This window comes from Clostridium cochlearium (genome assembly GCF_900187165.1).
Lineage (GTDB): Bacteria > Bacillota > Clostridia > Clostridiales > Clostridiaceae > Clostridium_G > Clostridium_G cochlearium.
In genome coordinates this window covers 2109547-2136232 of the sequence record NZ_LT906477.1, presented here as the reverse complement: position 1 = coordinate 2136232, position 26686 = coordinate 2109547, and the positions used below count along the sequence as shown (strand labels likewise).

Here is a 26686-nt window from a genome sequence, read left to right as displayed (position 1 = left end):
AACTCTTAGCTGCAATTTATTTTTTATAAATTAAGGAGTGGATAAAAGGTGAGGCTATTTGGAACAATGGAAGTAAGAGATAATAATTTATATATTGGGGGAGTAAGTTGTAAAAATTTAAAAGATGAATATGGCACTCCATTATATGTAATAGATGAGGAATTTTTAAGGGGCAGATGCAAAGAATATTATAATAATTTTGGAGTTGAAAAGTATGGAAATAAAGTAGCTTATGCAGGGAAAGCATTTTTGACTATTGCAATGTGCCAAATAATAAAAGAAGAAGGATTATTCTTAGATGTTGTTTCCTCTGGAGAATTATATACTGCACTAAAAGCTAATTTTCCAATGGAGAAGATTTATTTTCATGGAAATAATAAAACTTTAGATGAAATAGAAATGGGTATAGAACTTGGGGTCGGAAGGTTTGTTGTAGATAATTTTTATGAAATGAATAACATTAATGAAATGGCAGGAAAAAAGGGAATAAAACAAAGTATATTATTAAGAATTACTCCAGGAATAGAGGCACATACTCATGATTATATAAAAACAGGCCAAGTGGATTCAAAATTTGGATTTTCAATGGTGAACCAAGAGGTTTATAAGGCAGTGGAAAAGGCTATAAACTTACCCAATATAAATTTATCAGGAATTCATTGTCATATAGGATCACAAATTTTTGAAACAACTCCCTATGAAGAAGCTGTAGATGTTATGTTTGAAATATTAAGAGAAATTAAGGATAAATACGATTATGAAATAAATGAAGTTGATTTAGGAGGAGGCTTTGGAATATATTATACAAAGGAAGATAAGCCAAAAGAAACTAAAGAATATTGTGAAGCAATATTAAAAAGAGCTATAAATAAATCAAAGGAATTAGGAATTAAACTTCCTATGCTAGGTATAGAGCCAGGAAGATCTATAATAGGTAATGCAGCTACATTAATTTATACTATAGGTGCTATAAAGGATATACCAGGAGTTAGGAAATATGTATCTATAGATGGAGGAATGAATGACAATATAAGGCCAGCTCTTTATGAAGCAAAGTATGAATGTGAAATCGCTAATAACATGAATAGTGAAGAAAGAGAATTAGTTACTATAGCAGGAAAGTGTTGTGAAACAGGGGATATAGTAATAAAGGATGCATATATAAGTAAATGTAAGAGTGGAGATATATTAGCAATACCTTCTGTAGGAGCCTATGGATATTCTATGGCTAGCAATTATAATAAAATTACTAAACCAGCTGTTGTATTAGTTAAGAACGGAAGAACTAAACTAATGTGTAAAAGAGAAAGCTTTGATGATATGCTTAAAAATGAATTAAATCTGTAAATAATTTTAGTAAAGTAAAAAATATAAGGTAATTTCATAATTTATGAGATTGCCTTATATTTTTTTTGTTATTGGAAATAATAACTTGAGTAACATTAACTATTTTATCAGGAAGGTGAATAAAATGGACTATTTAAAATTTGAAGAAGAATGTCCTAATAATACCACTGTGTTTAGATGTAAATATAAACTTAAAAATACATTAGATAAAAGTTATAAAGATATATTAAAAGGGTATATTTATTTAAATGATGAATTTAAAAATAGGGGAGAAATTATACCAGCAGGAGATTGGTTATTAGATAATTTATATTTAATAGAAAAAGAATATAAAAATATAAAAAATGATGTCAGAGAAATGTATTATCGAAATATTCCTAATATCAAAAGTGGATATATGAAATGTTACCCTAGAATTTATTATGTAGCAAAAAAAATAGTAAAACAAAATAATGGAAAACTTACTAAAGAAAATATAGAAAAATACATAGAAGATTTTCAGAAACATACTGTTTTAACGAGTAGCGAACTTTGGGCACTTCCTACTATGCTAAAAATAGCATGTATAAATAGTATCTCAAAAATCGTAAAAGAAATGGTTTATGCACAAAAAGAAAAAAACAGAGCAAAAAAATTAGTAGAAACTTTATTGCAAAATGAAAACAATGAAAATGCTATAAATGGTGCAATAAGGAGAGATGAAGATTTCTCCTTATATTTTGTAGAAGCTTTAATTAAAGGAATAAGAAATAATTCTATTGAAAATCAAACAATTTATAATTGGATAAATGAAAAATTAGATATGGAAGATAAAAATATAAAAGATATTATACTAGTAGAGCATAAAAATCAGGCTTTTTTTAAAATGATATTAGGTAATAATATTACATCTATAAGGGAAGTAGGAATAATTAATTGGAATACATCCTTTGAAAAGCTAAGTAAATTAGATTATATACTTAATACTGATCCAGCTAATGTATATAAAAGTATGGATTTTAAATCAAAAGATTATTATAGAAATAAAATAGAAAGAATAGCTAAAAAAACCAATTTGGGAGAAGGTTTTATAGCTAGAAAAGCTATTGAATGTGCAAAAGAAAATGTAGAACAAAGGGATAAAACTTATTTAAATCACGTTGGATATTACATAATAGATAACGGAATAGGTTGTTTAAAGGAAAAATTGAAACATAAAGATATAGGAATTAGTAAAATTGATAGTTTGAATTTAGATAAGAAAACTAACTATTATACATGGTTTATAAGAATAACAACAATTATCTTATCTATATTAATTGCATATTATAACCTATATAAAAATTATACTCCACTATGGAAATTTATTGTGGGAGTTTTAATATTAATAATACCTATGAGTGAAATAGTAATATCAATACTTAACTGGATACTTAATAACTATTTAGAACCAGATTTTATTCCTAAAATAGAATTTAAAAAAGATATACCAAAAGAATACAGTACTATGGTAGTTATACCAACCTTAGTAAATAGTAAAAAAAGAGTAAGTGAATTAATGGAGGATTTAGAAGTATATTATTTAGCTAATAGGAGTGAAAATATTTATTATGGAATATTAGCTGATTTTAAGGATAGCGATAAAAAGGAAGAAGAAGGGGAAGCTGAAATAAACAAATTTGCTTTAGAAGAAACAAAAAGATTAAATAAAAAATATAGTAAAAACGGAAAAAATATATTTTATTTTTTCAATAGATATAGACAATTTAATGAAAAACAAGGAGTTTGGTTAGGATGGGAAAGAAAAAGAGGAAAATTAGAGGAATTTAATAGACTAATTAGAGGGGATAAAGAAACTAGTTATAATGTTATAAGTGGAGATATAAAAAATTTATATGAAGTTAAATATATAATTACTTTAGATGCAGATACTCAATTGCCTATGGGAATGGCAAAAAAATTAATAGGTGCCATGGCTCATGTATTAAATACACCTTATATAGATTACAAAAATAAAAAAGTATTAAGAGGATATGGACTTATGCAACCACGAATCGGTGTGGGAGTTTTAAGTGGTAATAAGACCTTATTTTCTAAAATTTTTTCTGGAGAAACAGGTATAGATATATATACTTGTGCAGTCTCTGATATATATCAAGATTTATTTGGAGAAGGTATTTTTACAGGAAAAGGTATATATGATGTAGATATTTTTAATTATATGCTAAAAGATGAAATACCAGAAAACTCCGTATTGAGTCATGATTTATTGGAAGGGTCCTATGTGAGAACGGCGTTGGTAACTGATTTAGAATTAATAGATGGATATCCAGCATATTACAATGCTAGTTGTAAAAGATTGCATAGGTGGGTAAGAGGTGATTGGCAATTACTACCTTGGATTTTTAAAAAAAATTCTTTAAATAAATTATCTATTTGGAAGATGAAAGATAATTTAAGAAGAAGTTTATTAACGCCATCTATAGTAGTTCTTATAATTTTATCTTTAATTTTGTTTCCTAAGCCAGAAATGTGGTTGTCAATAGCTATTATATCTTTTTTGACTCCGGTTTTATTTAATATATCAGAAATTACCAATACGTCATTAAAAGACATATCTATAATTGCAAAACTAGAAAATTGGAAAATGAGTTTAATACAGTTTTTTCTAATGTTTTCTTTTATTCCATATAAAAGTTATGTAATGATTGATGCTATTAGCAGAAGTTTATATAGAATGTTCATAAGTAAGAAAAATTTATTGGAATGGCAAACTGCAGCAGATGTAGAAGCTAAATCTGGAAAAAGTATTAAAGATTATATAAAAACTATGTGGATTGGTAGTTTTATAGCGGTTTTAGTATCATTAATTGCTTTTTACAAATCTACTAATTTGGGGTTACTATTATTTCCATCCTGTATAATATGGTTTTTTAGTCCATGTATAGCTTATTACATTAGCAAAGATATTATAGAAGATACATATGAACTAAATAAAGATGAAAAAATGCTATTAAGAAGATTTTCAAGGAAAATATGGGCATATTTTGAGGATTTTGCGGAAGAGGAGAGCAATTGGTTGGCACCAGACAATTATCAAGAAGAACCTCAAAAAGGTGTAGCTTATAGAACATCACCAACTAATATTGGTATGGGGCTTATAGCTTGTATATCAGCTTTAGATCTAGGATATATAAATTTAAAACAATGTATATATAAAGTAGAGAATATTATTAAAAATATGAATGACTTAGAAAGATATGAAGGACATTTTTATAATTGGTATGATACAAAGTCTAAAAAGCCACTAAATCCTAAGTATATTTCTACTGTGGATAGTGGAAATTTAATAGGTTATTTATGGCTATTAGAAAATACATTTTATGAATTTTTAGAAGAACCTTTTATAAATATAAAAGATATATCAAAGGGAATTATAGATCTTTTATATTTATCTATGGAAGAAATAGGTGAAGAAAAACAAAATTATATAAAGAGTAAAGAAATATTAGACACATTTGAAGGAGATGTATTTTCCTTTATAAAAATTTTAAAAGAGTTAAAATTAGAATCTTATGATTGCATAAAAGGAAAAGAAAATTTATATTGGAATACAAAACTATATAAAACATTAAAAATATTTGAAGAGGATTTCAACACTATTTTTCCTTGGAGCCAACTTATAGAAGAAAGTAAACTATACGAAACTCTCGATAATAATATAATAAAAGAATTATCAAATTTAATTACAAAATGCAGTTTGCAAAATTTTGAAGATGCTATTTTAAAAATAGGTGATTATTTAAAAAATAGTAAAGAAGAATATCTAGATAAATTAAATATTAATATTCAAAATAGTAAAAATGAGATAAAGAATTTAAAAGATAAAATAGTCAATATTATTAAAAACTTAAATTCCATATCAGATAAAATGAATTTTAAAATGCTATTTGATGAGGGAAGAGGATTATTTGCTATAGGCTATGATGTTGAAAAACATTGCCTAGACAATTGCTATTATGATTTATTAGCTTCAGAAGCAAGGCAAGCGAGTTTTATAACTATAGCAAAAGGGGATATACCTTATACTCATTGGTTTAATTTAGGAAGATCTATAAGTGCTATAGGTAGGAAAAAAGGACTAGTTTCATGGAGTGGAACTATGTTTGAATACCTAATGCCTTTATTAATAATGAAAAGTTATCCTAATACACTTTTAAAAGAAACCTATGACTTTGTAGTGGAAAGTCAAAAGAAATATGGTGAGAAGAAGAATGTGCCTTGGGGTATATCTGAATCGGGTTTTTATGCTTTTGATGTAAACTTAAATTATCAATATAAAGCTTTTGGAGTACCAGGTATAGGTCTTAAACGAGGATTAGAAACGGAACTAGTTATATCTCCGTATTCTACTTTTATGGCACTAAATGTGGACTATAAATCAGCTATAGATAATTTAAAAAGAATTATTGATATAGGAGCAGAAGGAAGATATGGATTATATGAAGCCATAGATTTTACTAAAAATAGAAATCCTAAAGACAGTAATTTTAAAATTGTTAAATCATTTATGGTTCATCACCAGGGTATGAGCTTTATGGCTCTGAACAACATACTAAATAACTTTATTCTTCAAAGAAGATTTCATAGAGATAATAGAGTTAAATCTGTGGAACTATTACTTCAAGAAAAAATTCCGAAGACTGTAGTATATAAAAGAGAAGAACATTACAATGATAATATATCTATAAAAGAAAGAAATGTAAGCATGGTAAGAAAATTTGGCATAGAAAAACATCGATTACCTCAATGTCATTTTTTATCTAATGGCAACTATGATTTAATGATTACTAATAGAGGTAGTGGTTACAGCAAAAGAGACAATATATTTATAAATAGGTGGAGAGAAGATATAACTGATGACAATCTAGGGATGTTTGTTTATGTAAAGGATATAAAATCTGGAGTATATTGGAGCAATTTCTATCAACCATGTAAAAAGGAAACAAAAAATTATGAAGTTAGTTTTTCTGTGGATAAAGCGAAATTTGAGAGAGCGGATGGAGAAATTAAAACCACTACAGAAATATGTGTATCCAACGAAGAAAATGGTGAAATAAGAAAAGTCACTATAGACAATAATAGTGGAGAGGATAAAATATTAGAAATCACTAGCTATTTTGAAGTGGTGTTAAATAAATATGATGCAGATTTAGTTCATCCAAGTTTTAGTAATTTATTTATTAATACTGAATTTATAGAGGAACCTCTATGTATATTAGCAAATAGAAGGAAAAGAAGTGTTGAAGACAAAGAACTTTGGATTATGCAAAGTTTAATAACAGATGAAAATATATGTGGAAATGTGCAATACGAGACTAGTAGAGCTAATTTCATAGGGAGATGTAGGGATTTAAATAGACCTGAAGCCATAGAAAATGATAGGATAATGAGTAATACTGTTGGAGCGGTATTAGATCCTATAATTAGTATGAGGGTTAGAGTAAAAATACCAGCAAAACAAAGTTGTCAATTATCTTATGTAATAGCTATTTGCGAAAATAGACAGCAGTGTATAGAAATAGCGGACAAATATCAGCAAAGAGATAATGTAGAGAGAGTATTTCAGCTAGCTTGGACATATAGCCAAATAGAGAGTAGATATTTAGGAATTAAATCGTATATGGTAAACAAATTTCAGGAATTGGCATCTAATATTATTTTCCCAAATGAATCTATAAAACAAAGGGAGCAGTATGTAAAGAATATAAGGAAGAATCAAGTAGACCTTTGGAAATATGGTATATCAGGTGATATACCTATAGCTTGTATAGTAATAGATAAATTAGAGGACATTGGATGCATTAAAGATATTATAAAGGCCCATGAATATTGGAATGTTAAAGGGCTAGAAGTTGACTTAATAATAATTAATTTAGAAGAGTATTCTTATGAACAAGAATTACAAATATCAATAAAGAATATTATATTTGCCAGTCATTTAAGGTATAAAGAATATACATCTGGAGGAGTATTTTTATATAATAAATCAACTATGTTAAAAGAAGATATAGATTTTATAATTTCTATATCTAGATTAGTGATTTATTGTGAAGATGAAAGGGTTTTAAATGAACCTAAAAAGAATAAAAAATTAATAGATAAAAATAAAAAAATAAATGAAATTAAAAATTTAAAATATAATGAAGGGGATTTTCAATTTGAAACACCTGAATTAGAATATTTTAATGGCTTTGGAGGATTTAAAAAAGCTAGCTATGAATATATTATCATATTAGATAATTATAAAAACACACCTGCACCTTGGATTAATGTTATTAGCAATGGTAAATTTGGATTTCATATTTCAGAAAATGGTGTTTCTTATACTTGGTATAAAAATAGCAGGGAAAATAAATTAACACCTTGGTCTAATGATTGGGTAAAAGATAATCAAGGAGAATTTATATATTTAAAGGATGAAGAAACTTATGATATATGGAGTATATCGCCTAAACCTAAAAGAAATTCTGGTAAATATATTATAGAGCATGGCTTTGGATATTCTACCTACAGAAACAAAAGCTTTGGAATAGTTGGAGAAATGACTTCATTTGTGCCTTTGGAAGATAATGTAAAAGTAATTCTAGTTAATTTAAAAAATAACACTGATATAAAAAGAGAAATATCCGTAACTTATTATGCACAGTTAACTTTAGGGGTGGTTTCTCAACACACTAGCAGATATATATCCACATATAAAAATGATGATTATGACTATATTTATGCTAAAAATCCCTATAATACTTATTTTGGAGATTTAATAGCCTATTGTAAAGTAATTGGAGGAGAACAAATATCTTATACAGGAGATAGAATGGAATTTATAGGAGTTGACGGTAGCTTAGAAAATCCTAATGGACTAAAAAATGATATGTTGTCTAATACTTTGGGATCAGGTATGGATCCTTGCATAGCTATAAACGAGAAAGTAATTTTAAATCCAGGTGAAGAAAAAACTGTATTTATATTGTTAGGTCAAGAAGACAACATAGAAAAAATAGATTCAGTAATAGAAAAATATGAAAATGAAGAAAGTGTTTTAAATGAACTTAAAAGGGTAAAAAGTTATTGGGAAGATACATTAACACAAATACAAATAGAAACACCAGATAAATCCATGGATATTATGGTTAATAAGTGGCTATTATATCAAGTAATAAGTTGTAGATTTTGGGCAAGAACAGGATTTTATCAATCTGGAGGAGCTTATGGGTTTAGAGATCAGCTTCAAGATTCTATATCCATATCATATGTAAGACCAGAACTTACAAGAGAGCATATATTATATAGTGCATCAAGACAATTTCTAGAAGGGGATGTACAACATTGGTGGCACCCAGTAGTTGACAGTGGCATAAGAACTAGATTTTCCGATGATCTATTATGGCTTCCTTATGTAACTATTCAATATATAAAAAATACGGGAGACTATGAGATATTAAATGAAAGTATTAATTATTTAGAAGATGAACCGTTAAAAGAAGGAGAGGATGAAAGATACACTATATCTAAAGTATCCCAAAATAAAGGAAGTTTGTATGAACATTGTATAAAAGCTATAGACAAATCTTTAAAATTTGGAGAAAATAATATACCTTTAATGGGATCAGGAGACTGGAACGATGGTATGAGCACGGTTGGCAATAAGGGAAAAGGAGAAAGTGTATGGTTAGGATGGTTTATATATAATATACTTAAAGAATTTACTTCTATATGTAATAAAAAACAAGACTATGAAAAAGAAGAATATTACAATAAAATGAAGAGGTTTATTGTAGATAATATTGAAAAAAATGCTTGGGATGGAAAGTGGTATAGAAGAGCTTATTTTGACGATGGAAAAGTTTTAGGATCTGCCGAAAATGAAGAATGTCAAATAGACTCTTTGGCTCAATCTTGGGCTGTAATTTCTGAAGGAGGAAATAAATCTAGGGCTGAAAAAGCTATGTTGTCAGCAGAAGAACGTTTAGTAAAATATGATAAGGCAATAGTAAAATTATTAACACCAGCATTTAATAAATCTGATCTTGAACCAGGATATATAAAAGGATATGTACCAGGAGTAAGAGAAAATGGAGGACAATATACTCATGCTGCTATATGGTATATATTGGCTTTAGCAAAACTAGGTTATGGTGAAAAGGCATGGAAAATATTCAATATGATAAATCCTATTAATCACACCCTATCTAATTTGAATTGTAATATATATAAAGTTGAACCCTATGTTATGACAGCAGATGTTTATACTGTAGAACCTAATGTAGGAAGAGGTGGCTGGAGCTGGTATACTGGAGCTGCAGGATGGATGTATACTACAGCTTTAAATGGTATTTTAGGATTTAATATTCATTCAGATAAAGGCTTTTCAATAACTCCTAATATACCAAGCCATTGGAATGAATTCAAAATTGTTTATAAAAAAAATAATTGCAAATATAATATAAAAGTAGAAAGGCAGGGAAAAGAAGAGGTATATTTAAATAATGAATTAATTAAAGATAAAATAATTCCATTATTTAATCAAGGTGAGTATGAGGTGAAAATATTTATAAAGTAATAAAAGAGCCATAAAGGCTCTTTTATTACTCAAATAAGTCATTGTTTTTATACATATCTTTAGATGTACTATCAAATTCCCAAGTAGCTATATGGTTTGAAACTATTGGGTCTACTACATTATCTGGAAGGCGTGAATAAGTTTTTTTGTTTTTAGAATAGGTTCTAATCTTTTTAGGATGGTCTTCTAAATAACCCCTTTCATCAGGAAGATAACCATCATAAATTTTAGGATCATCTTTTTTATTATCTAAATAAGTTTTTCCTTTATCCATTTTTAGTCCCTCCTTTATATGAAGTTTATAAATTTAGTATTACAATAAAAGTACTTATATATTCTATACAAATAAATGTAAACTAAAGTTTAAGCTCACAGGAAAGAGGAAAAAATAAATTTGTATAGAAGTAGTATAGTATGTTAATATTTATAATAAAGATAAGTTTATAGGAGGGATTTAATCATGACTGATCTATTACAAGTTTATAAATGTGAAGTGTGTGGGAACATTGTTGAAGTGGTTCATAAAGGAGCAGGACAATTAGTTTGTTGTAATCAACCAATGAAGCTAATGAATGAAAATACAGTTGATGCAGCTGTAGAAAAACACGTTCCTGTTATAGAAAAAATAGATGGAGGAGTACGTGTTAAAATAGGTGAAGTAGAACATCCAATGTTGGAAGAACATTATATTGAATGGATAGAAGTTTTAACAGAAAATAAAGTATATAGAAAACACTTAAAACCAGGTGAAAAGCCAGTGGCAGAATTTAAATTAGATGAAGAAGTAGTGGCAGCAAGAGAATATTGTAATTTACATGGATTATGGAAAAAATAATTTAAATGATACCAGGTTAATTACACCCTATAGCTTTTCTTTTGCTATAGGGATTTTTACTTTTTATTTTTAGAAAGTAATAAAAATATTTTCTAAAGATAAAAATAAACTAGAAAACATACTAGTATTGGGAGGAATAAACATGGAAGACAGCAAAAAAACTATATTTAGCGGTATTCAACCTTCTGGAGAATTAACTATAGGAAATTATTTTGGAGCTTTAAAAAATTGGGTTAAACTACAAGATGAGTATAATTGTTTTTATTGTGTAGTAGATTTGCATGCTATAACAGTAAGACAAATTCCAAAAGAATTAAGAAGAAGAACCTTAGAAGTACTTGCTGTATACATAGCAACAGGATTAGATCCAAAGAAAAACACTATGTTTATACAATCACATGTACCTGCACACGCAGAAGCTGCATGGCTTTTAAATTGCTTTACATATTTAGGGGAATTAAATAGAATGACCCAATTTAAAGATAAGTCTCAAAATGCAGGTGAATCCATAAATGCAGGATTATTAAATTATCCAGTTTTGATGGCAGCAGATATACTATTATACAATGCAGATTTAGTTCCAGTGGGAAATGATCAAAAACAACATTTAGAGATTACAAGAGATATTGCAACAAGATTTAATAATTTATATAGTCCTACTTTTAAAATTCCAGAACCATACATAGGAAAGACTGGAGCTAGGATAATGGATTTACAAGATCCTAAAAAGAAAATGTCAAAATCAGCGGAAAACCCTAATGGATATATTTTAATTATGGATGAACCTAATGTAATTAAAAATAAAGTAAATAGAGCAGTAACAGACAATGAAGGAATAGTAAGATATAGTGATGAACAACCAGGAGTAAAAAATCTAATTAATATTTTAAGTACAGCTACAGGAAAAAGTATAGAAGATATTGAAAAAGAATATGATGGTTTAGGATATGCTAAATTCAAAAAGGATGTAGCTGAAGCTATAATAGCTGAAGTAGAACCAGTTCAAAAAGAAGTTAAAAGGTATTTAGAAGATAAATCTTATTTAGAAGAGATATATAAAAAAGGTGCTCAAAAGGCGACATACGCAGCTAATAAAACACTTTCAAAAATGAAAAGAAAAATAGGCTTTGTGTTAAATAAATAATATTAAAGAGTAAATCCTTTAAATAACTAAGGGTTTACTCTTTAAAACTTATAAAATGATTGACAGTTAAAAATTTAAAAGATAAAATCATTGTTGTATACAAAAATGAAGAGGAGCGGTTTTAGTGAAAGGTCTTGAAAAAGAAATAGAAAAAAGAAGAACATTTGCAATAATATCTCACCCCGATGCGGGTAAAACCACACTCACTGAAAAACTTTTATTATATGGAGGCGCCATAAGATTAGCAGGCTCTGTTAAAGCAAGAAAAGCATCTAAGCATGCAGTATCAGACTGGATGGAAATAGAAAAACAAAGAGGTATTTCTGTTACATCATCAGTTATGGAGTTTAATTATAATGGATACAGTATAAATATATTAGATACTCCTGGTCACCAAGATTTTAGTGAGGATACCTATAGAACTTTAATGGCAGCAGACAGTGCAGTAATGGTTATAGATGGAGCTAGAGGAGTGGAAGAACAAACTAAAAAATTATTCCACGTATGTAGTTTAAGAGGAATACCTGTGTTTACATTTATAAACAAAATGGATAGAGAAACTAGAGATCCGTTTAGTTTAATAGATGAAATAGAATCAGTTCTTGGAATAAAATCATATCCTATGAATTGGCCTATAGGATCTGGAAATAATTTTAAAGGTGTATATAGCAGAAAAAATAAATTAATAGGACTTTTTAATGGAGGAAACCATGGTCAGACAACAGTTGAATCTGTAGAAGGAACTGTAGATGATGAAGTTTTTAGTGATTTATTGGGAGAAGAACTTCACAATAAATTAATAGAGGACATAGAACTTTTAGATATTGCTGGAGATGACTTTGATATAAAAGAAGTTAGAAAAGGTCAATTAACTCCAGTGTTTTTTGGAAGTGCATTAACTAATTTTGGAGTAGAACCTTTTTTAAAAGAATTTTTAAATTTAACTACATCACCTTTACCAAGAATGTCTGATAAGGGTGAAATTGATCCATTTAGTAAAGATTTTTCAGCTTTTGTATTTAAAATACAAGCGAATATGAATCCAGCTCATAGGGATAGAATTGCCTTTATGAGAATTTGTTCTGGTAAATTTAAGAAAGGTATGGAAGTATACCATACTCAAGGTGGAAATAAAGTAAAGCTATCTCAACCACAACAATTTTTAGCACAAGATAGAGAAATAGTAGAAGAGGCTTATGCAGGGGATATTATTGGAGTATTTGATCCAGGTATATTTAGAATAGGAGATACTCTTTGTAGCGGAGATGATAAATTTAAGTTCGAAAGCATACCTATATTTGCTCCAGAACATTTTGCAAGAGTTAGAACTGTAGATACCATGAAAAGAAAACAGTTTGTAAAAGGAATAACTCAAATAGCTCAAGAAGGAGCTATACAGGTATTTAAAGAAATAAACATTGGAATAGAAGAAATTATAGTAGGAGTAGTAGGAGTATTACAATTCGAAGTGTTAGAATACAGAATGAAAAATGAATACAATGTAGATTTAAAAATGGAAAGATTACCATTTAGATATATAAGGTGGATTGAAAAATATGATGGAAACCCAGATGATCTAATTATTACTAGTGATACTAAAATAGTTAAAGACCATAAAGATAGAAGTCTTTTACTATTTCAAAGTGATTGGTCAATTAGTTGGGCATTACAACATAATAATGGGTTAGTTTTATCTGATATAGGAAAAGAATAAAAAAAGCAGTAATTTAATTACTGCTTTTTAAAAATGTTATTTTTGAAGGTTGAAATATGGAGTAGGAATACAAAAGCTGATACTAGCAATATAATATTTATTAAGTTGTTTCCTAAAAGCAATATTATTGTAATTAAAAATAATACTATTATAAAATTACAAGCTAATTTTAAAAATGACATTGTATTTCCTCCAATAATTTTGTATAAAGAAACAATAATAGTATTTGCAATTTTATATAAAATTATTAAATAAAATAAAAAAGAGAGGATTTACCTCTCTTCTTACTATCTATCTCTGAAATTATTTCTAGCAGCTTTTCTAGCTTTTCTACATTCAGGACATCTTACAGGATCATTTTCAAATCCTTTTTCTTTGTAGAATTCTTGTTCTCCTTCACTGAATATGAATTCTTTACCACAGTCTTTACATACAATTGTTTTATCTGCCATTATTAAAAAACCTCCTTATGATCATAGGATTAATTTACATATAGATAAGTCTCCATGATCAAGAGGAGCTCAATTATCTAATACTAAATAAAATTAACCTATTTATAAAAATATATTATATCATATATTTTAACACAAAAAATAAAAATTACAACAATAAAAAATAGTAAATTTTATATTGAAATAGATTTATTATTTTTAAAATGTAAAATTATAAAAGCTATAAAAGGTATTAAGAAAAAATTTATAAAAGATATTATTGAATAAAAGTTAAGAAAAGCAAAGAATCTTAAAAGTTTATTTGTTAAAAATGATGTTAAAGTATATGCTAATATGCTTATTATATAAATTAAATACTTATTTTTAGAGAATATTTTTTCAAAACTTTTATTTAATATATTTAATACTAAAATATATTTCACATACCAACCGCCTACAGTTTGAAGCATTACAAAAAACTCACCACTTTCTAAAAATCGCCAGTAACTTATTAATTGAGTTTGTAATAATTTGGGATATACTAAATTTTTAGCATGCTTTACTTCGAAGGTAGATAATACACCAATTATAGAGATTATCTCCATTTGAATAATAAAAATCATAGACCAAATACTTACTTTAAATATTTTATCTTTATTATGTACAAATTTTAAGTAAGGGAAGAAAATAACTACATGGGCATATAATCCTAAAACTTTTAAGAGAGCTAAAAAAATATTTTTATTTAATCCATTTTCTAATATAGGGAATAAATATTTATAATTTTTATAAGTTGAAGTCAGTACAGCTAAATTAATTCCAGCTATAATCATTAAAACTATGCCAATGATGGTAACAGCTAGTACTGAAGTATGACCTTTTTTTACTGGATAAATAGCTGTAAATACTATAAATAGTGCAATATACCAAGTTGGCGTGTCCATTAGTATGTTAGTATGCATAGAACTACTTTCTATTCCAGCACATTCTATTAAAGTCAAAAATAAAGAAAAAATAAAGAAAAAATAAAGAATAGTACCTAGAATTTTACCAAAAGAATTTCTATATATATCATAAAAATCAAAGGTATTAGTTTTTAAACTTGATTTTAACATAAAAATTAAAGAAAAAATAATTATTAATGAGGCCGCAATTACAACCCACCAGCTATCTCTTCCAGCATCCCTTATAAATATTGTAGGATAGGTTTTTAAAGAAACTATTGTAATAGCAGATATTATAAAAAACAAATGTTTAGCATTAATGTTATCCATGATATCACCCTTTATTAAATGGTATATGTTATTAATATTTCCAGTTAATAATATATTATTGACTTAAATATTGAATAATATTCTTATTTTAAACAGATAATAAAAACGGTGATATTTATGTTGAGTTATATAAAATTTATAAAAGAAAAGTTAGATAAAAATTTTGATGTTAAATATAGAGAAATAGAGACTATACAAGGGAAGGTTTATGTAGTATTTATAGATAATTTAAGTGACAGTACTATTATAAGCAAATATATAATAGCACCTATAATTAAAAATAAGGATTCAATTTTATCAGTTGAATATATAAAAAATAATATAGTAGAAGCTCACGATATTGAATATGTTAAGAATATAGAAGATGCTTTAATTCACATATTATCTGGAGATGTAATTATTTTATTTGAGCATTATAAAGATATATTATTTGTAGATGCTAAGAGCTATGCTAAAAGATCAATTGATGTACCAGCCTCTGAAAAAGTTATAAAAGGTCCAAGAGAAGGTTTTAATGAGGTGTTAGTAGATAATATATCCTTAATAAGAAGAAAGGTTAAAAATACAAATTTAAAAGTAGAAAATCTAACTATGGGGGAAAAATCAAATACTAGTGTTGCTATGATTTATATTGAAGGAGTGGCTCCAAATACTTTAGTAAGAAGAGTAAAGGAAAAATTAAATTCCATTAAAATAGATTTTGTTTTAGATACTTCTTATATAGAAGAAAGTTTTAGCAATAAAAAAACATTATTTAATACTATAGGATATACAGAAAAACCAGATGTAGTAGCTGCTAATATAATGGAAGGTCGTGTAGGAGTATTGGTAGATGGAACTCCTTTTGTTTTAACTATGCCGTATTTTTTTATAGAAAGTTTTCAAATGCCAGATGATTACTATGTAAATAAAATATATTCTAATGTTACTAGAATGCTAAGGTATATAGCATTTATGGTAGCATTGTTATTGCCTGGTTTATATATAGCTATAACTACTTATCATTTTTCTTTAATACCATCAGTTTTTGTATTTAGGTTATCTGTGTCAAGAGCAGGAGTACCTTTTCCAGCTATAATTGAATTATATTTACTAATATTCTTTTTTCAAATATTAAAAGAAGCAGGGATAAGGTTGCCAGAGCCTATAGGTCAGGCTATTAGCATAGTAGGAGCTTTAATATTAGGAGATGCAGCTGTAGGGGCAGGTTTAGCTTCACAAATAGGAATGATAGTGGTTGGCATATCAGCTATATCGTCTTTTTTAATTCCTAAGTTAAATAATGTAATATCTGTTTGGAGTATAGTTATAGTTTTTTTATCTTCAGTAGTTGGTTTACCTGGATTTTATATAGGATTATTATCCTTTGTAGCTCATTTAGGAAGTTTAGATTCCGTAGGATATCCATATTTATATCCACTGGGAACAATAAAGGATTTTAAATTTAGAGACATATTTTTTAGAAGTAATTTGAAAAATATATCTAAAAATACTATTGAGGATGATATATATGAAGAAAAGAATAATTAGTCTTATACTTTGTATAAGTACTTTATTTAGTGGGTGCTATAGCTATAAGGATATAAATAAAGTTCTTTTTGTAACAAGTTTTATAGTAGATATAGATGATAATAATGAGCCTATATTGTATTTGGAAACATTTAAACCTTACAGAAGCAATATAAGTGGTTCTGAAAAAGGAGAAAGAATTGTATATAGAGGTACCGGCAAAACAATACATGAAGTAATAAGAAATATAGGATTATCTTCAAGTTTTAAATTAGATGGAACTCAATCTAAAGCAATAATTTTTACAACTAAAGCTGCAGAATATGGCATAGACAATTTTATAGATTTTTTTGATAGACATCAAGAAAGTTTAATTCGTCAGTACATAGCTATATACGAAGGAGATGTTGAGAAATTATTAGAAACAAAAATAAAATCAGAAGAATATATAGGATTATTTTTAGTGGATCTAATGGATAATATAAAAGTATCATCAAGAGCTGTAGAGTTAAGTATGAATGATTATTTAAATGAAAGAACAATGGAAAGTACAGCTTGTGTTATGACATTAATTAGATTAGATGAAACTCAAATGGAGAGTTTAATAACTATAGATGGAGGAGCAATTATAAAAAATGACAAGATGGTTGGCAAATTACCTAAATCTGAAAGCCAATCATATAATTTTTTATTAGATAAAGTAAAGGGGGGAACATTAGAAGTTCCAGATCCTAAAGGAAAAGATAACTTTATAACACTAGAGATATTAAAAAGTAAAACTAGAAACAAAATAGAAAAAAAGGATAATGTAGTGGAACTAACAAAAAAAATAAAAGTTAAAGCCACATTAACGGGGGTTCAAGGTAAAATAAACTTTACTGAGGAGGAATTAAATAAAATAAAGACTAAAGCTGAATACAATATAAAAAAATTTTCGCAGGAGGTCTTCAATAAATATAAGAATCAAAATATAGACATTTTTGATGTGGCAGATATTTACAAGAGAAAGTATCCTAAAGAAGATAGTAAAAATATATTAAAAAATACAATTTTAAAAGTAGAAGTAGATGTGAAAATTGAAGGGTCTAGTAATAAATTTGATTACCAATAATAATCTAAGAAAATATAAACTATGAGAATTTCTGTTATAATATTATTAATACATCATATAATCTTATTAATTAATTACTGGTGGGGTTTAAAATGGATAAAAGAAAGCTTTTAACGTTAATAAAAAAAGGAGAAGGTACAAAAATAGATTTTAAGGAAAAAATAAATCTAGATATTGAAAGCAATAAAAAAGAATTAGCTAAAGATGTTTGTGCTATTGCTAATTCAAAGGGAGGAAGAGGATATCTTATAATTGGAGTAGAAGATAAAACAAAGAATATAGTTGGAATCAATGACACTGAAGATTACTTAGAAGAGCAAATACAGCAAATAGTTAGTTCTAGATGTGAACCACCTATTCCAATAGCGTTAGATTTTGTAAAATTTAAAAATACTAAGGTGGCTGTTATAAGCATATATGATAGTCAACAAAGGCCATATCAATTGAGGGAAAATGGAGCTTTTTATATACGAAGAGGTTCTACTACAGATACTATGAGAAAAGAAGAGTTAGTATCTTTATTTCAAGAAAATCTATCTTTAAATTTAGAGCTATGTCCTGTAATTAACAGTGATATAGAAGCAATAGATAGGGATATGGTAAGAAAATACTTTCTAATGAAGGGAATAAAAGCAGAAGAAAAAAATATTATGAATTTAATGGAAAACACCTCTATTATATTTTTTGATAAAGAAAGAAATAAGTATGTTTGTACTTTGGGCGGATTATTAGTATTTTCCAAATTTAATTATATGTATTTGCCTCATAATATGATAAAAATAACAAATGAAATAAATAAAAAACTCAATACTAATATAATTTTACAAGGAGATTTGTTAAATATTTTAAATAAGTGTGAAAACTTATTAAAGGATATTCTACCTAAATATTATCCAGTATCAGCAATATATGAAGGTATAAGAAATGCTATATTATATAGAGATTATACATTGTATTATAGAGAGATAGAAATCATCTTATCGGAAAAAAATATTACATTAATAAGTCCAGGAGTAGTAATGAATGGTAAATCAATAAATTCTAAGGGCTTTTATAGAAGGAATATGTGGATTTATGAAAAACTTATAACTTTAGACAATGGAGAAAGATTTTTAAATACAGGAAAAGGATTTTATAGAATAAAAAGTGCCTTCAAAGGAAAAGGCAAGGTTGCTTTTATAAATTCTGTGAGAGAAAATAATTTTAAAATAATTTATCCAGGTATAAAAACTATTAGATAATGGTATCTAATAGTTTTTTGTAGAATATTGAGGGAATATATAGAAAGATAAATGGAAAAGATTTAATTTTATTATTGAAAAAAAATTCAGAATATTATATAATTTATATAATAAAAAAATATTAGGAGTGGTGTAACATGATTCAAGTATTTTGTGACCAAAGAGGGGCTGGAAAAAGTAAAAAGCTAATTCAAATGGCTAATGAAAAAGCTGTTGATAACAAGGGACACATTGTATTTATAGACGATGATAGAAGAGCTATGTTTGAGTTACACAGAAATATTAGATTTATATCTACTTCAGATTTCAATTTAAAAAGTGATTACAAGAGCTTTTATGGATTTTTGTGCGGCATGCTATCTAGTAATTATGATATTGATACTATTTATATCGATGGGTTATTCAATATTGTAAATCTAGATAATGAAGATGCAGCACTTTTGTTTTTTGAGTTAGAAAAATTAGAAGAAGAATATAGTTTAGATATTTATATTAATGTTAATGAAGAAAATGATATACCTGATTGTATGAAAAAGTATACTAATTTATTATGTGTATAGTTATTTTGAATGAGATCATTTAAATTTGAAAATAATACAAAGTTTATTATATATAAGAGCTGGAATTCAATCCAGCTCTTTAGTTTTTTAATTGAGAAAGTTGATAAAAGCGTATTTTGGTTATATACTATAAACTATATATAGAAGTACTTTATAAATTATGGTATGATAATTTGTAACATAAATGTTTGGAGGTAATGGAAATGGGTAATAATGTCTTTGATGTATTAAAAGAACGTGGATACATAAAACAAACAACACATGAAGAAGAAATAAGAGATTTAATAAATAATGATAAGATTACTTTTTATATAGGATTTGATCCAACTGCAGATAGCTTACATATAGGTCATTTCCTACCTTTAATGATGATGGCTCATATGCAAAAAGCAGGTCACAGACCTATAGCTCTTGTAGGAGGGGGAACAGTAAGGATTGGTGACCCTTCTGGTAAATCTGAAATGAGAAAGATGCTATCAAAAGAAGCTATTGAGAAAAATGTTAGTAGTATAAAAAGCCAAATATCTAGATTTATAGACTTTAGTGATGATAAAGCTATATTGGTGGATAATGCAGACTGGCTTTTAAATCTTAATTATTTAGAATTCATAAGGGAAATAGGAGTACATTTTTCAGTAAATAAGATGTTAACAGCAGAGTGTTTTAAACAAAGATTAGAAAGAGGATTATCATTCCTTGAGTTTAATTATATGTTAATGCAAGCATATGATTTCTTAGAATTAAATAGGAAATATGACTGTATAATGGAACTAGGTGGAGATGACCAGTGGTCTAATATGTTAGCTGGAACAGATTTAATAAGAAGGAAAGAAAGTAAATCAGCCTATGCTATGACTTGTACACTATTGACTAATAGTGAAGGAAATAAGATGGGTAAGACAGTAAATGGAGCTTTATGGTTAGATAAAGATAAAACAAGTCCATATGAATTTTATCAATACTGGAGAAATGTAGATGATGCGGATGTAGAAAAATGTTTAGCATTACTTACATTTTTACCAATGGATGAGGTTAAAAGATTAGCATCATTAGAAGGAAGCAAAATAAATGAAGCTAAAAAAGTACTTGCCTATGAAGTGACAAAACTAATTCACGGAGAGGAAGAAGCTAAAAAGGCTCAAGAAGCATCAGAAGCATTATTTGGAGCAGGGAAAGATATGAGTAATGTTCCAACAGTAAATATATCTAAGGATGATTTAGGAAAAGGAATATTAGATATATTAGTAGAAACAAAAATATTACCATCTAAAGGGGAAGCTAGAAGGTTAATACAACAAGGTGGGCTAAGCATAAATGAAGAAAAAGTAACAGATACAAATATGACAGTGACAGAAGAACTCTTTCAAGAAAATAGTATGATTATAAGAAGAGGTAAGAAAAACTACAATAGAATAATAATAGAATAATAAATAAAAATAGTGCGATCGCACTATTTTTATTTAAATATTATGTTTCCACATTATTATAGCATCTTCTAAGTTATCAGAATAATAATTTTTACGACAACCTTCTTCTATAAATCCAAATTTTTTATATAGATTTTGAGCTGCTAAATTGGATTTTCTAACTTCTAAAGTTATACTATTAATTCCTCTATCTTTAGATTCTTCTATAAGAGTAGAAAGTACCAGTGAGGCAATTCCTAGTCTTCTGTAATTTGGATGTATAGCTATATTAGTTATATGACCTTCATCTAGTATAATCCATAAACCACCATAGCCTAATACCATATTTTCTTTTACAGCTATTATATAGAGGGCATGAGGATTATCTATAATTTCTTTTTCTATAGAATTAATACTCCAGGGAGTAGCAAAAGCTAATTTATTTATGTTAAAGATTTCTTCAATATGATCTCTAGTGGCCTTACATAATAATATATTATCTGAATTATTCATTTTCTTTTAAACACTTCTTTTTATCATATTCTCTTTCAGCTTGGGATTTTCTAATATATATAGGAGAAAAATTATATATATTATCGCTATAACCTGATTTTAATAATTGTAATCCCAATTCTCCTAAAGAAGAAGCTTTCGCTACATTTAAAGAAGTTGGTGCAAAGTGAGCATTAGGTAAAGCATCTTTAATGGTATCTTGTAACTTAGGTAAAGCGTCTCCTATAAAAGTAATATTACAATCAAATTCAGATAAAGCTTCAATTAAATCATCTATGGATTTAATTGAAATATCAGTAATTCTTTTTAGATTATCATTTTTATATTCATATAAAGCAGTATAAACATTATTTCTAAGAGCATCTAAAATGGGACAAATTATGCCCTCTGTATATGCCATATTGTTAGCTAGTGCATCTAATGAAGAAATAGCAACAAAAGGCTTTTTAGAGCCTTGACTTAATCCTTTTATTGTAGCTGCACCTATTCTAAGACCTGTAAAAGATCCCGGCCCTTTAGATATTACAAAGCCATCAATATCTTTTATAGTTAAACTTAAATTATTTAATAAAAAATCTATTATACTCATTAAAATTACTGAATGTTGTTTTTTATAATTGAAAGTAATTTCACCTAATAATTTATTATCATCTAAAACAGCACAAGTAGCTGATTCTGTAGCAGAATCTACACTTAATATTTTCATAGACTTATCTCCTTTATGTAATTATATCTTTCACCAAAAGGTGTTATTGTTATCTTTCTAGAATTAAAATTATCTTTAGAATCTTTTTCTATTAATATTTTCATATGTTCTTCTGGAATAAGTTCTTCGATGTAATTAGACCATTCAATTACGGTAACGGCATCACTAAATATATATTCATCAAATCCTATAGCATATATTTCATCAGGGTCATTTACTCTATATACATCAAAATGATAAAATTTTAATCTTCCCTCATACTCATTTACAATATTGAAAGTAGGGCTTGTTATATTATCATCTATATTTAAACCTTTAGCAATTCCCTTAGTTAAATGAGTTTTACCAGTACCTAAATCACCTTCCAAACATATTATATCACCAGCATTTGCTAATTTGCCTATTTGTTCACCAAGACTAATAGTTTCATCTATACTGTTAATCGTAAAAATCATATAAATTCCCGCCTTTATTTTATATATTATCATTTAATCCTATACTGTGTTTAAAAGAGTTAATTGCATTTTTGCATATAAGATTATTATTTCCCATTTCATTTATTATAGAAAAAGCTTTTTCATTAGAGAAAGCTTTTTTATAAGGTCTTTCCTCAGTTAAAGCTTGATATATATCGCATACGGCTAGTATTCGAGATTCCTCATCTAAGTCTTTAGCAGTATATCCCATAACATATCCTTTACCATTTAGTTTTTCATGATGATTAGAAGCCCAAGCGGCAATATCCTCTATATTATTTATTCTATTTAATATTACCTTAGTATAATATACATGAGATTTCATTAAATAAAATTCTTCTTCAGTAAGGGAAGCTCTTTTATCCAATATTTTAGTTGGAATAGCTAATTTACCTATATCATGAAGTAATCCTGCAATTTTCATTTTCAAACATTTTTCTTCTGAATAGTTTAAGTATTTTGCTGTATTATAAGCCAATTCACTAATATTTTTAGAATGTTTAGCTGTAAATACACTCTTACTATCTATTATGTTAGAAAAAATATAGGCAATGGATTCAAATTTTTTTAAGTCCATATTTACATTTAAGTTAGGAGATATTGAATCTAGCACAAAATTAAAAGAAAAGGAATTCTTAAGATTTAACCAAAAGTAATCCTTTTTAGCACATTTTAAAAAGCTTTTTGCAACTTTAGGAGCTATAATCTTTGGAGTAATATTATTTACATAATTAATTAAATAATCTTTTTGAGAAGATATAGGCTTATTAGGTGAAAATATTAACTCCAATAGATCAGAAAGCCTAATTATTTGACTTTCTAATGGAATATTTTCTCCCTTTAGTTTCAAACAGCCACTTCCATCATAATTTTCGTGATGAAATAAAACTATTTTAGATACTTCGGGAAAAAAAGGAAAATCTTTTAAGACTTTTGAACCATCTACACAATGTTTATACATAAATTTATTACTAGAATGACTAGAACTTAAGAAGGAAGCGGCACCTATATCATGAAGCAAAGAAGAAACATATAATATTTTCTTCCTATGTTCTGATAGTTGAAGATCTTTTGCAATTTCTAATGCAATATAAGCTGTTTTTTGAGAATGATATATAAATTCATGTTTTGAATAATTTACATTTGTATGGTTTTCCACTATTCCCATATCACATACAGAGCTTGATTCGGCTAAGTCTAAAGCTATAGAAAGGGAAAGTAGTACATTATTTAGATCTATATCCATATTTTCACCTCAATTTTACTTTTAACAAGTATATTCTATCATAACTAAATAACCAATTAAATATTAAATAATTATTAGTTTGCAATAGAATAATATATTATGTAGAATATATTTAAATTGGATTGGCTTTATTGTTTTAAGAGGTGAAAGCATTGAAAAAAATTTATAGATTTATAACTTTAATAATTATTATGTTTATATTTTCAGGTTGCTTTTCAAAGGAAGAGTACAATCCCGCAGGAGTATTAACTGTGGATAAACTTGAAAATCAAAACTTGGGTATAGTTGTTACGGATAAATTATTATATTATATGACAAGAAAAATAACTGGAGAAAGACATTTTGTAGAGTACATTTTTAAGGATAGAAATATGGAAAGAAATTTTAAAGCTACAAAAGACAACTTAAATAGTGTAAGTAAAGAAGATCTATTTATTTATAATGGACTCGATGTAGAACCATGGTTTAATGAATTTACTTCTAAATTAGATAAAAATAAAGTAGGAGTAATAAACATATCTAGAGGTATTAATTTAATAAACTATACAAAGGAGAAAAAGCATAATGGAAATAATATATTACGAAATCCATATTATTGGATGAATATAGATAATTATAAAATAGCTTTGCTAAATATAAAAAATTCAATACAAGATAAAGATCCTAAAAATAGAGATTACTATGAAGAAAACTTTCAACAAGAAATTAAAGAATTATCATTATTAGAAAAAATGGCAAGTGATGTTAAAATAAAGTTAAAAGAATATACTGTATATTATGGAGAGGAAGATTTAGAGTATTTTACCAGATATTTAGGGATTAATTCTATAAAATTGAATACGAATAAAGATGAAAATCATTTACTATTAGAAAAATCAAAGGATGAGAGTAATGTTATATTTTTATACAATGATGTGGAAAAATATAAAGAATATGAGGAGTTTATAAACACTTATAAAATAAAACCTATAAGGGTCTTATTTTTAAATGAAAATGCTAATTATATAGATACACTAAAGTATGATTTAAAAATTCTAAGAGAGGTATAAATTATGAATAAAATTAAGAAAAATAAGTTGGGTTTAATAATAACTTTAATATTTATAATTGCCATTCTAGCAATTACATCAATGGGAGATAAATCTATTTTATCAAAAGAAAATTTCAAAATAGGACAGCATATTTATGTACAGTTAGACGAAACTAAAAAATCAAATTTAGTGTGCATTGGTGGAGATATATATATAAATGGAGAGGTAAAGGGTAGTGCTCTAGCAATTGGTGGAAATATATATGTAAATGGCAAGGTAAGTAAAAATACAACAACTCTTTTTGGAGAGATAATAAAAGGACAAAATAGTCAAATAATTGGTAAGGAACGTCAAATATTTAAATCACCTAAAATAACAGAAAAGCTTAAAAATGCAAATATGAATGGTGGATATAATATGAATTACAAATTTATTTGGTCATTTGTATTTTTAAGCATTTGTTGCTGTATTGTATATTATTTTATGTCTATAAATATAAATTTTATGATGAACTACTTAGTAAAAGAAAATATAGTAAGAGGAGTAATGTATGGATACTTGGCTATATTAAGCCTTATTGTAATAATTTTAACTTTGATATTATCTATTTTAGGTGTCGTATTAGTTCCTTTTATAACATTAGTATTTTTCTTGTTTTTTATAGTGGGATTTACTACTATAGCAAGTTTTTTTGGACAGGAATTTTATAGAAGATTCAAAATTGGGCATAGTCCATATGCAAGAATAGCTATAGGAGTAGCAATTTTACAGTTAATAAGAAGTATAGTTATTTTTAATATAGGAAGTATACTTTGGAATTTAATAATCTTACCACTTTCTATAGGAATAATATTTGTAAAAAAATTTAGCTTGTTTAGATAGTTAGAAGGGAGAATACCATGTTTTTTATCGGCATATTTGGCATAGATGAAAGAAAAAAAGATATAAAGTTAGTGCAGAATTTAGTATGTAAAGCTTGTGGAAATATGACCACTTATAAATTAATCAAGGTAAATAAGGTGTTTCATATTTTCTTTATTCCCATATTCAAATGGGATAAACGATACTTTTTAATATCTAGATGTTGTAATTCGGTTTTTGCTATACCTAATAATTTAGGTGAGGATTTAGAGAATAATGAAGATATAGATATTAAAGATAAGGATTTACAACAAATAAATTCATATGGAAATGCCAATGAAAAGATTTGCGGTAATTGCAATAATGTAGTGCAATCAAATTTTAGATATTGTCCACATTGTGGTAATAAAATGGATTAGTGATTAATTGATAAATTAAAATAAAAAAAGGTCGGTGTAAATACCGACCTTTTTTGGCAGGGGCAGTAGGAATCGAACCCACAACCAACGGTTTTGGAGACCGCTACTCTACCAATTGAGCTATACCCCTATGAACAATAATGATTATAGCATATACTTAACGTATGGTCAACTATTATTTCTAAAAAAGTAAAATAGAAAGGGGATAATTTTACACAAAGAGTTTTTTAATAATTCTTGAAATAATTCTAAATTAATGC

General features: G+C 26.9%; 21 protein-coding genes and 1 tRNA gene. 14 read left to right on the top strand and 8 right to left on the bottom strand.

Annotated features, from left to right (window positions below):
* Nucleotides 1-48 precede the first annotated feature (48 nt).
* Together lysA and CKV72_RS10475 are read left to right on the top strand one after the other, a co-directional pair.
* Nucleotides 49-1347, top strand: a complete 1299-nt coding sequence (lysA, locus tag CKV72_RS10480; protein WP_095178220.1) for a diaminopimelate decarboxylase — start codon at nucleotides 49-51, stop codon at nucleotides 1345-1347.
* 43 nt (nucleotides 1348-1390) lie between these two features.
* The gene (locus CKV72_RS10475; protein ID WP_414437439.1) at nucleotides 1391-9949 is read left to right on the top strand and encodes a glycoside hydrolase family 94 protein; all 8559 of its coding nucleotides are present in this window, start codon (nucleotides 1391-1393) and stop codon (nucleotides 9947-9949) included.
* Nucleotides 9950-9974: 25 nt separating this feature from the next.
* On the opposite strand, the gene CKV72_RS10470 is transcribed toward CKV72_RS10475, so the two are convergent.
* A complete protein-coding gene (locus CKV72_RS10470; protein WP_168943964.1) occupies nucleotides 9975-10223 on the bottom strand; it encodes a hypothetical protein in 249 nt (82 codons plus the stop codon).
* Nucleotides 10224-10409: 186 nt separating this feature from the next.
* On the opposite strand from CKV72_RS10470, the gene CKV72_RS10465 reads away from it, so the two are divergent.
* From CKV72_RS10465 to CKV72_RS12325, 4 genes are all read left to right on the top strand, one after another.
* Entirely contained in the window at nucleotides 10410-10784 is a 375-nt protein-coding gene (locus tag CKV72_RS10465; protein ID WP_089863380.1) for a desulfoferrodoxin, read from the top strand.
* A 142-nt stretch (nucleotides 10785-10926) separates the two neighbouring features.
* Entirely contained in the window at nucleotides 10927-11928 is a 1002-nt protein-coding gene (gene trpS / locus CKV72_RS10460; protein WP_089863382.1) for a tryptophan--tRNA ligase, read from the top strand.
* 124 nt (nucleotides 11929-12052) lie between these two features.
* Nucleotides 12053-13642, top strand: coding sequence for a peptide chain release factor 3 (locus CKV72_RS10455; RefSeq protein WP_089863384.1), 1590 nt, complete (start codon nucleotides 12053-12055; stop codon nucleotides 13640-13642).
* A gap of 42 nt (nucleotides 13643-13684) precedes the next feature.
* A complete protein-coding gene (locus CKV72_RS12325) occupies nucleotides 13685-13897 on the top strand; it encodes a hypothetical protein (RefSeq protein WP_147269571.1) in 213 nt (70 codons plus the stop codon).
* Between the two features lie 32 nt (nucleotides 13898-13929).
* Here CKV72_RS12325 and CKV72_RS10445 read toward each other — a convergent pair whose 3' ends face one another.
* A complete protein-coding gene (locus tag CKV72_RS10445; protein WP_095178218.1) occupies nucleotides 13930-14094 on the bottom strand; it encodes a zinc-ribbon domain-containing protein in 165 nt (54 codons plus the stop codon).
* A 173-nt stretch (nucleotides 14095-14267) separates the two neighbouring features.
* Nucleotides 14268-15347, bottom strand: coding sequence for an endospore germination permease (locus CKV72_RS10440; RefSeq protein WP_095178217.1), 1080 nt, complete (start codon nucleotides 15345-15347; stop codon nucleotides 14268-14270).
* A 117-nt stretch (nucleotides 15348-15464) separates the two neighbouring features.
* Here CKV72_RS10440 and CKV72_RS10435 point away from each other — a divergent pair, with 117 nt between their 5' ends.
* From CKV72_RS10435 to tyrS, 5 genes are all read left to right on the top strand, one after another.
* Nucleotides 15465-16877: a spore germination protein gene (locus CKV72_RS10435; RefSeq protein WP_168943961.1), complete on the top strand. Its 1413-nt coding sequence runs from the start codon at nucleotides 15465-15467 to the stop codon at nucleotides 16875-16877.
* Nucleotides 16858-17967, top strand: a complete 1110-nt coding sequence (locus CKV72_RS10430) for a Ger(x)C family spore germination protein (RefSeq protein ID WP_157726567.1) — start codon at nucleotides 16858-16860, stop codon at nucleotides 17965-17967. The genes CKV72_RS10435 and CKV72_RS10430 overlap by 20 nt, the downstream gene beginning before the upstream one ends.
* A gap of 92 nt (nucleotides 17968-18059) precedes the next feature.
* Nucleotides 18060-19208: an AlbA family DNA-binding domain-containing protein gene (locus CKV72_RS10425; RefSeq protein ID WP_095178214.1), complete on the top strand. Its 1149-nt coding sequence runs from the start codon at nucleotides 18060-18062 to the stop codon at nucleotides 19206-19208.
* 137 nt (nucleotides 19209-19345) lie between these two features.
* Nucleotides 19346-19768 (top strand): hypothetical protein, encoded by a 423-nt coding sequence (locus CKV72_RS10420; protein WP_089863402.1) that lies wholly within the window; start codon nucleotides 19346-19348, stop codon nucleotides 19766-19768.
* 203 nt (nucleotides 19769-19971) lie between these two features.
* Nucleotides 19972-21195: a tyrosine--tRNA ligase gene (gene tyrS, locus CKV72_RS10415; protein ID WP_095178213.1), complete on the top strand. Its 1224-nt coding sequence runs from the start codon at nucleotides 19972-19974 to the stop codon at nucleotides 21193-21195.
* Nucleotides 21196-21228: 33 nt separating this feature from the next.
* Here the strand turns inward: tyrS and rimI are convergent, their stop codons facing one another.
* The 4 genes from rimI to CKV72_RS10395 are packed head-to-tail and all read right to left on the bottom strand — an operon-like array spanning nucleotide 21229 to nucleotide 24115.
* A complete protein-coding gene (gene rimI, locus CKV72_RS10410) occupies nucleotides 21229-21687 on the bottom strand; it encodes a ribosomal protein S18-alanine N-acetyltransferase (RefSeq protein WP_089863405.1) in 459 nt (152 codons plus the stop codon).
* Entirely contained in the window at nucleotides 21680-22393 is a 714-nt protein-coding gene (gene tsaB / locus CKV72_RS10405; protein ID WP_095178212.1) for a tRNA (adenosine(37)-N6)-threonylcarbamoyltransferase complex dimerization subunit type 1 TsaB, read from the bottom strand. The genes rimI and tsaB overlap by 8 nt, the downstream gene beginning before the upstream one ends.
* Nucleotides 22390-22848 carry a tRNA (adenosine(37)-N6)-threonylcarbamoyltransferase complex ATPase subunit type 1 TsaE gene (tsaE, locus tag CKV72_RS10400; protein WP_089863693.1) on the bottom strand — a complete coding sequence of 153 codons (459 nt, stop codon included), beginning with the start codon at nucleotides 22846-22848 and terminating at the stop codon, nucleotides 22390-22392. The genes tsaB and tsaE overlap by 4 nt, the downstream gene beginning before the upstream one ends.
* 19 nt (nucleotides 22849-22867) lie before the next feature.
* On the bottom strand, nucleotides 22868-24115 hold the full coding sequence (locus CKV72_RS10395; RefSeq protein ID WP_095178211.1) for an HD-GYP domain-containing protein: 1248 nt from the start codon (nucleotides 24113-24115) through the stop codon (nucleotides 22868-22870).
* Between the two features lie 152 nt (nucleotides 24116-24267).
* On the opposite strand from CKV72_RS10395, the gene CKV72_RS10390 reads away from it, so the two are divergent.
* The 3 genes from CKV72_RS10390 to CKV72_RS10380 are packed head-to-tail and all read left to right on the top strand — an operon-like array spanning nucleotide 24268 to nucleotide 26426.
* Nucleotides 24268-25164, top strand: a complete 897-nt coding sequence (locus tag CKV72_RS10390; protein ID WP_095178210.1) for a metal ABC transporter substrate-binding protein — start codon at nucleotides 24268-24270, stop codon at nucleotides 25162-25164.
* Nucleotides 25165-25167: 3 nt separating this feature from the next.
* Complete coding sequence (locus tag CKV72_RS10385; protein ID WP_089863413.1) at nucleotides 25168-26028, top strand: hypothetical protein; 861 nt, start codon at nucleotides 25168-25170, stop codon at nucleotides 26026-26028.
* Between the two features lie 17 nt (nucleotides 26029-26045).
* Complete coding sequence (locus CKV72_RS10380; RefSeq protein ID WP_095178209.1) at nucleotides 26046-26426, top strand: zinc ribbon domain-containing protein; 381 nt, start codon at nucleotides 26046-26048, stop codon at nucleotides 26424-26426.
* Between the two features lie 54 nt (nucleotides 26427-26480).
* Here the strand turns inward: CKV72_RS10380 and CKV72_RS10375 are convergent.
* Nucleotides 26481-26556 (bottom strand) — tRNA-Trp (locus CKV72_RS10375).
* Between the last annotated feature and the right edge of the window lie 130 nt (nucleotides 26557-26686).

Bases quoted from the DNA above. Each gene is read 5' to 3' on its own strand.
- CKV72_RS10475 (WP_414437439.1), top strand. From the start codon at position 1,391: ATGAGATTGCCTTATATTTTTTTTGTTATTGGAAATAATAACTTGAGT.
- CKV72_RS10470 (WP_168943964.1), bottom strand. From the start codon at position 10,223: ATGGATAAAGGAAAAACTTATTTAGATAATAAAAAAGATGATCCTAAA.
- CKV72_RS10465 (WP_089863380.1), top strand. From the start codon at position 10,410: ATGACTGATCTATTACAAGTTTATAAATGTGAAGTGTGTGGGAACATT.
- trpS (WP_089863382.1), top strand. From the start codon at position 10,927: ATGGAAGACAGCAAAAAAACTATATTTAGCGGTATTCAACCTTCTGGA.
- CKV72_RS10445 (WP_095178218.1), bottom strand. From the start codon at position 14,094: ATGGCAGATAAAACAATTGTATGTAAAGACTGTGGTAAAGAATTCATA.
- CKV72_RS10440 (WP_095178217.1), bottom strand. From the start codon at position 15,347: ATGGATAACATTAATGCTAAACATTTGTTTTTTATAATATCTGCTATT.
- CKV72_RS10435 (WP_168943961.1), top strand. From the start codon at position 15,465: ATGTTGAGTTATATAAAATTTATAAAAGAAAAGTTAGATAAAAATTTT.
- CKV72_RS10430 (WP_157726567.1), top strand. From the start codon at position 16,858: ATGAAGAAAAGAATAATTAGTCTTATACTTTGTATAAGTACTTTATTT.
- CKV72_RS10425 (WP_095178214.1), top strand. From the start codon at position 18,060: ATGGATAAAAGAAAGCTTTTAACGTTAATAAAAAAAGGAGAAGGTACA.
- CKV72_RS10420 (WP_089863402.1), top strand. From the start codon at position 19,346: ATGATTCAAGTATTTTGTGACCAAAGAGGGGCTGGAAAAAGTAAAAAG.
- tyrS (WP_095178213.1), top strand. From the start codon at position 19,972: ATGGGTAATAATGTCTTTGATGTATTAAAAGAACGTGGATACATAAAA.
- rimI (WP_089863405.1), bottom strand. From the start codon at position 21,687: ATGAATAATTCAGATAATATATTATTATGTAAGGCCACTAGAGATCAT.
- tsaB (WP_095178212.1), bottom strand. From the start codon at position 22,393: ATGAAAATATTAAGTGTAGATTCTGCTACAGAATCAGCTACTTGTGCT.
- tsaE (WP_089863693.1), bottom strand. From the start codon at position 22,848: ATGATTTTTACGATTAACAGTATAGATGAAACTATTAGTCTTGGTGAA.
- CKV72_RS10395 (WP_095178211.1), bottom strand. From the start codon at position 24,115: ATGGATATAGATCTAAATAATGTACTACTTTCCCTTTCTATAGCTTTA.
- CKV72_RS10385 (WP_089863413.1), top strand. From the start codon at position 25,168: ATGAATAAAATTAAGAAAAATAAGTTGGGTTTAATAATAACTTTAATA.
- CKV72_RS10380 (WP_095178209.1), top strand. From the start codon at position 26,046: ATGTTTTTTATCGGCATATTTGGCATAGATGAAAGAAAAAAAGATATA.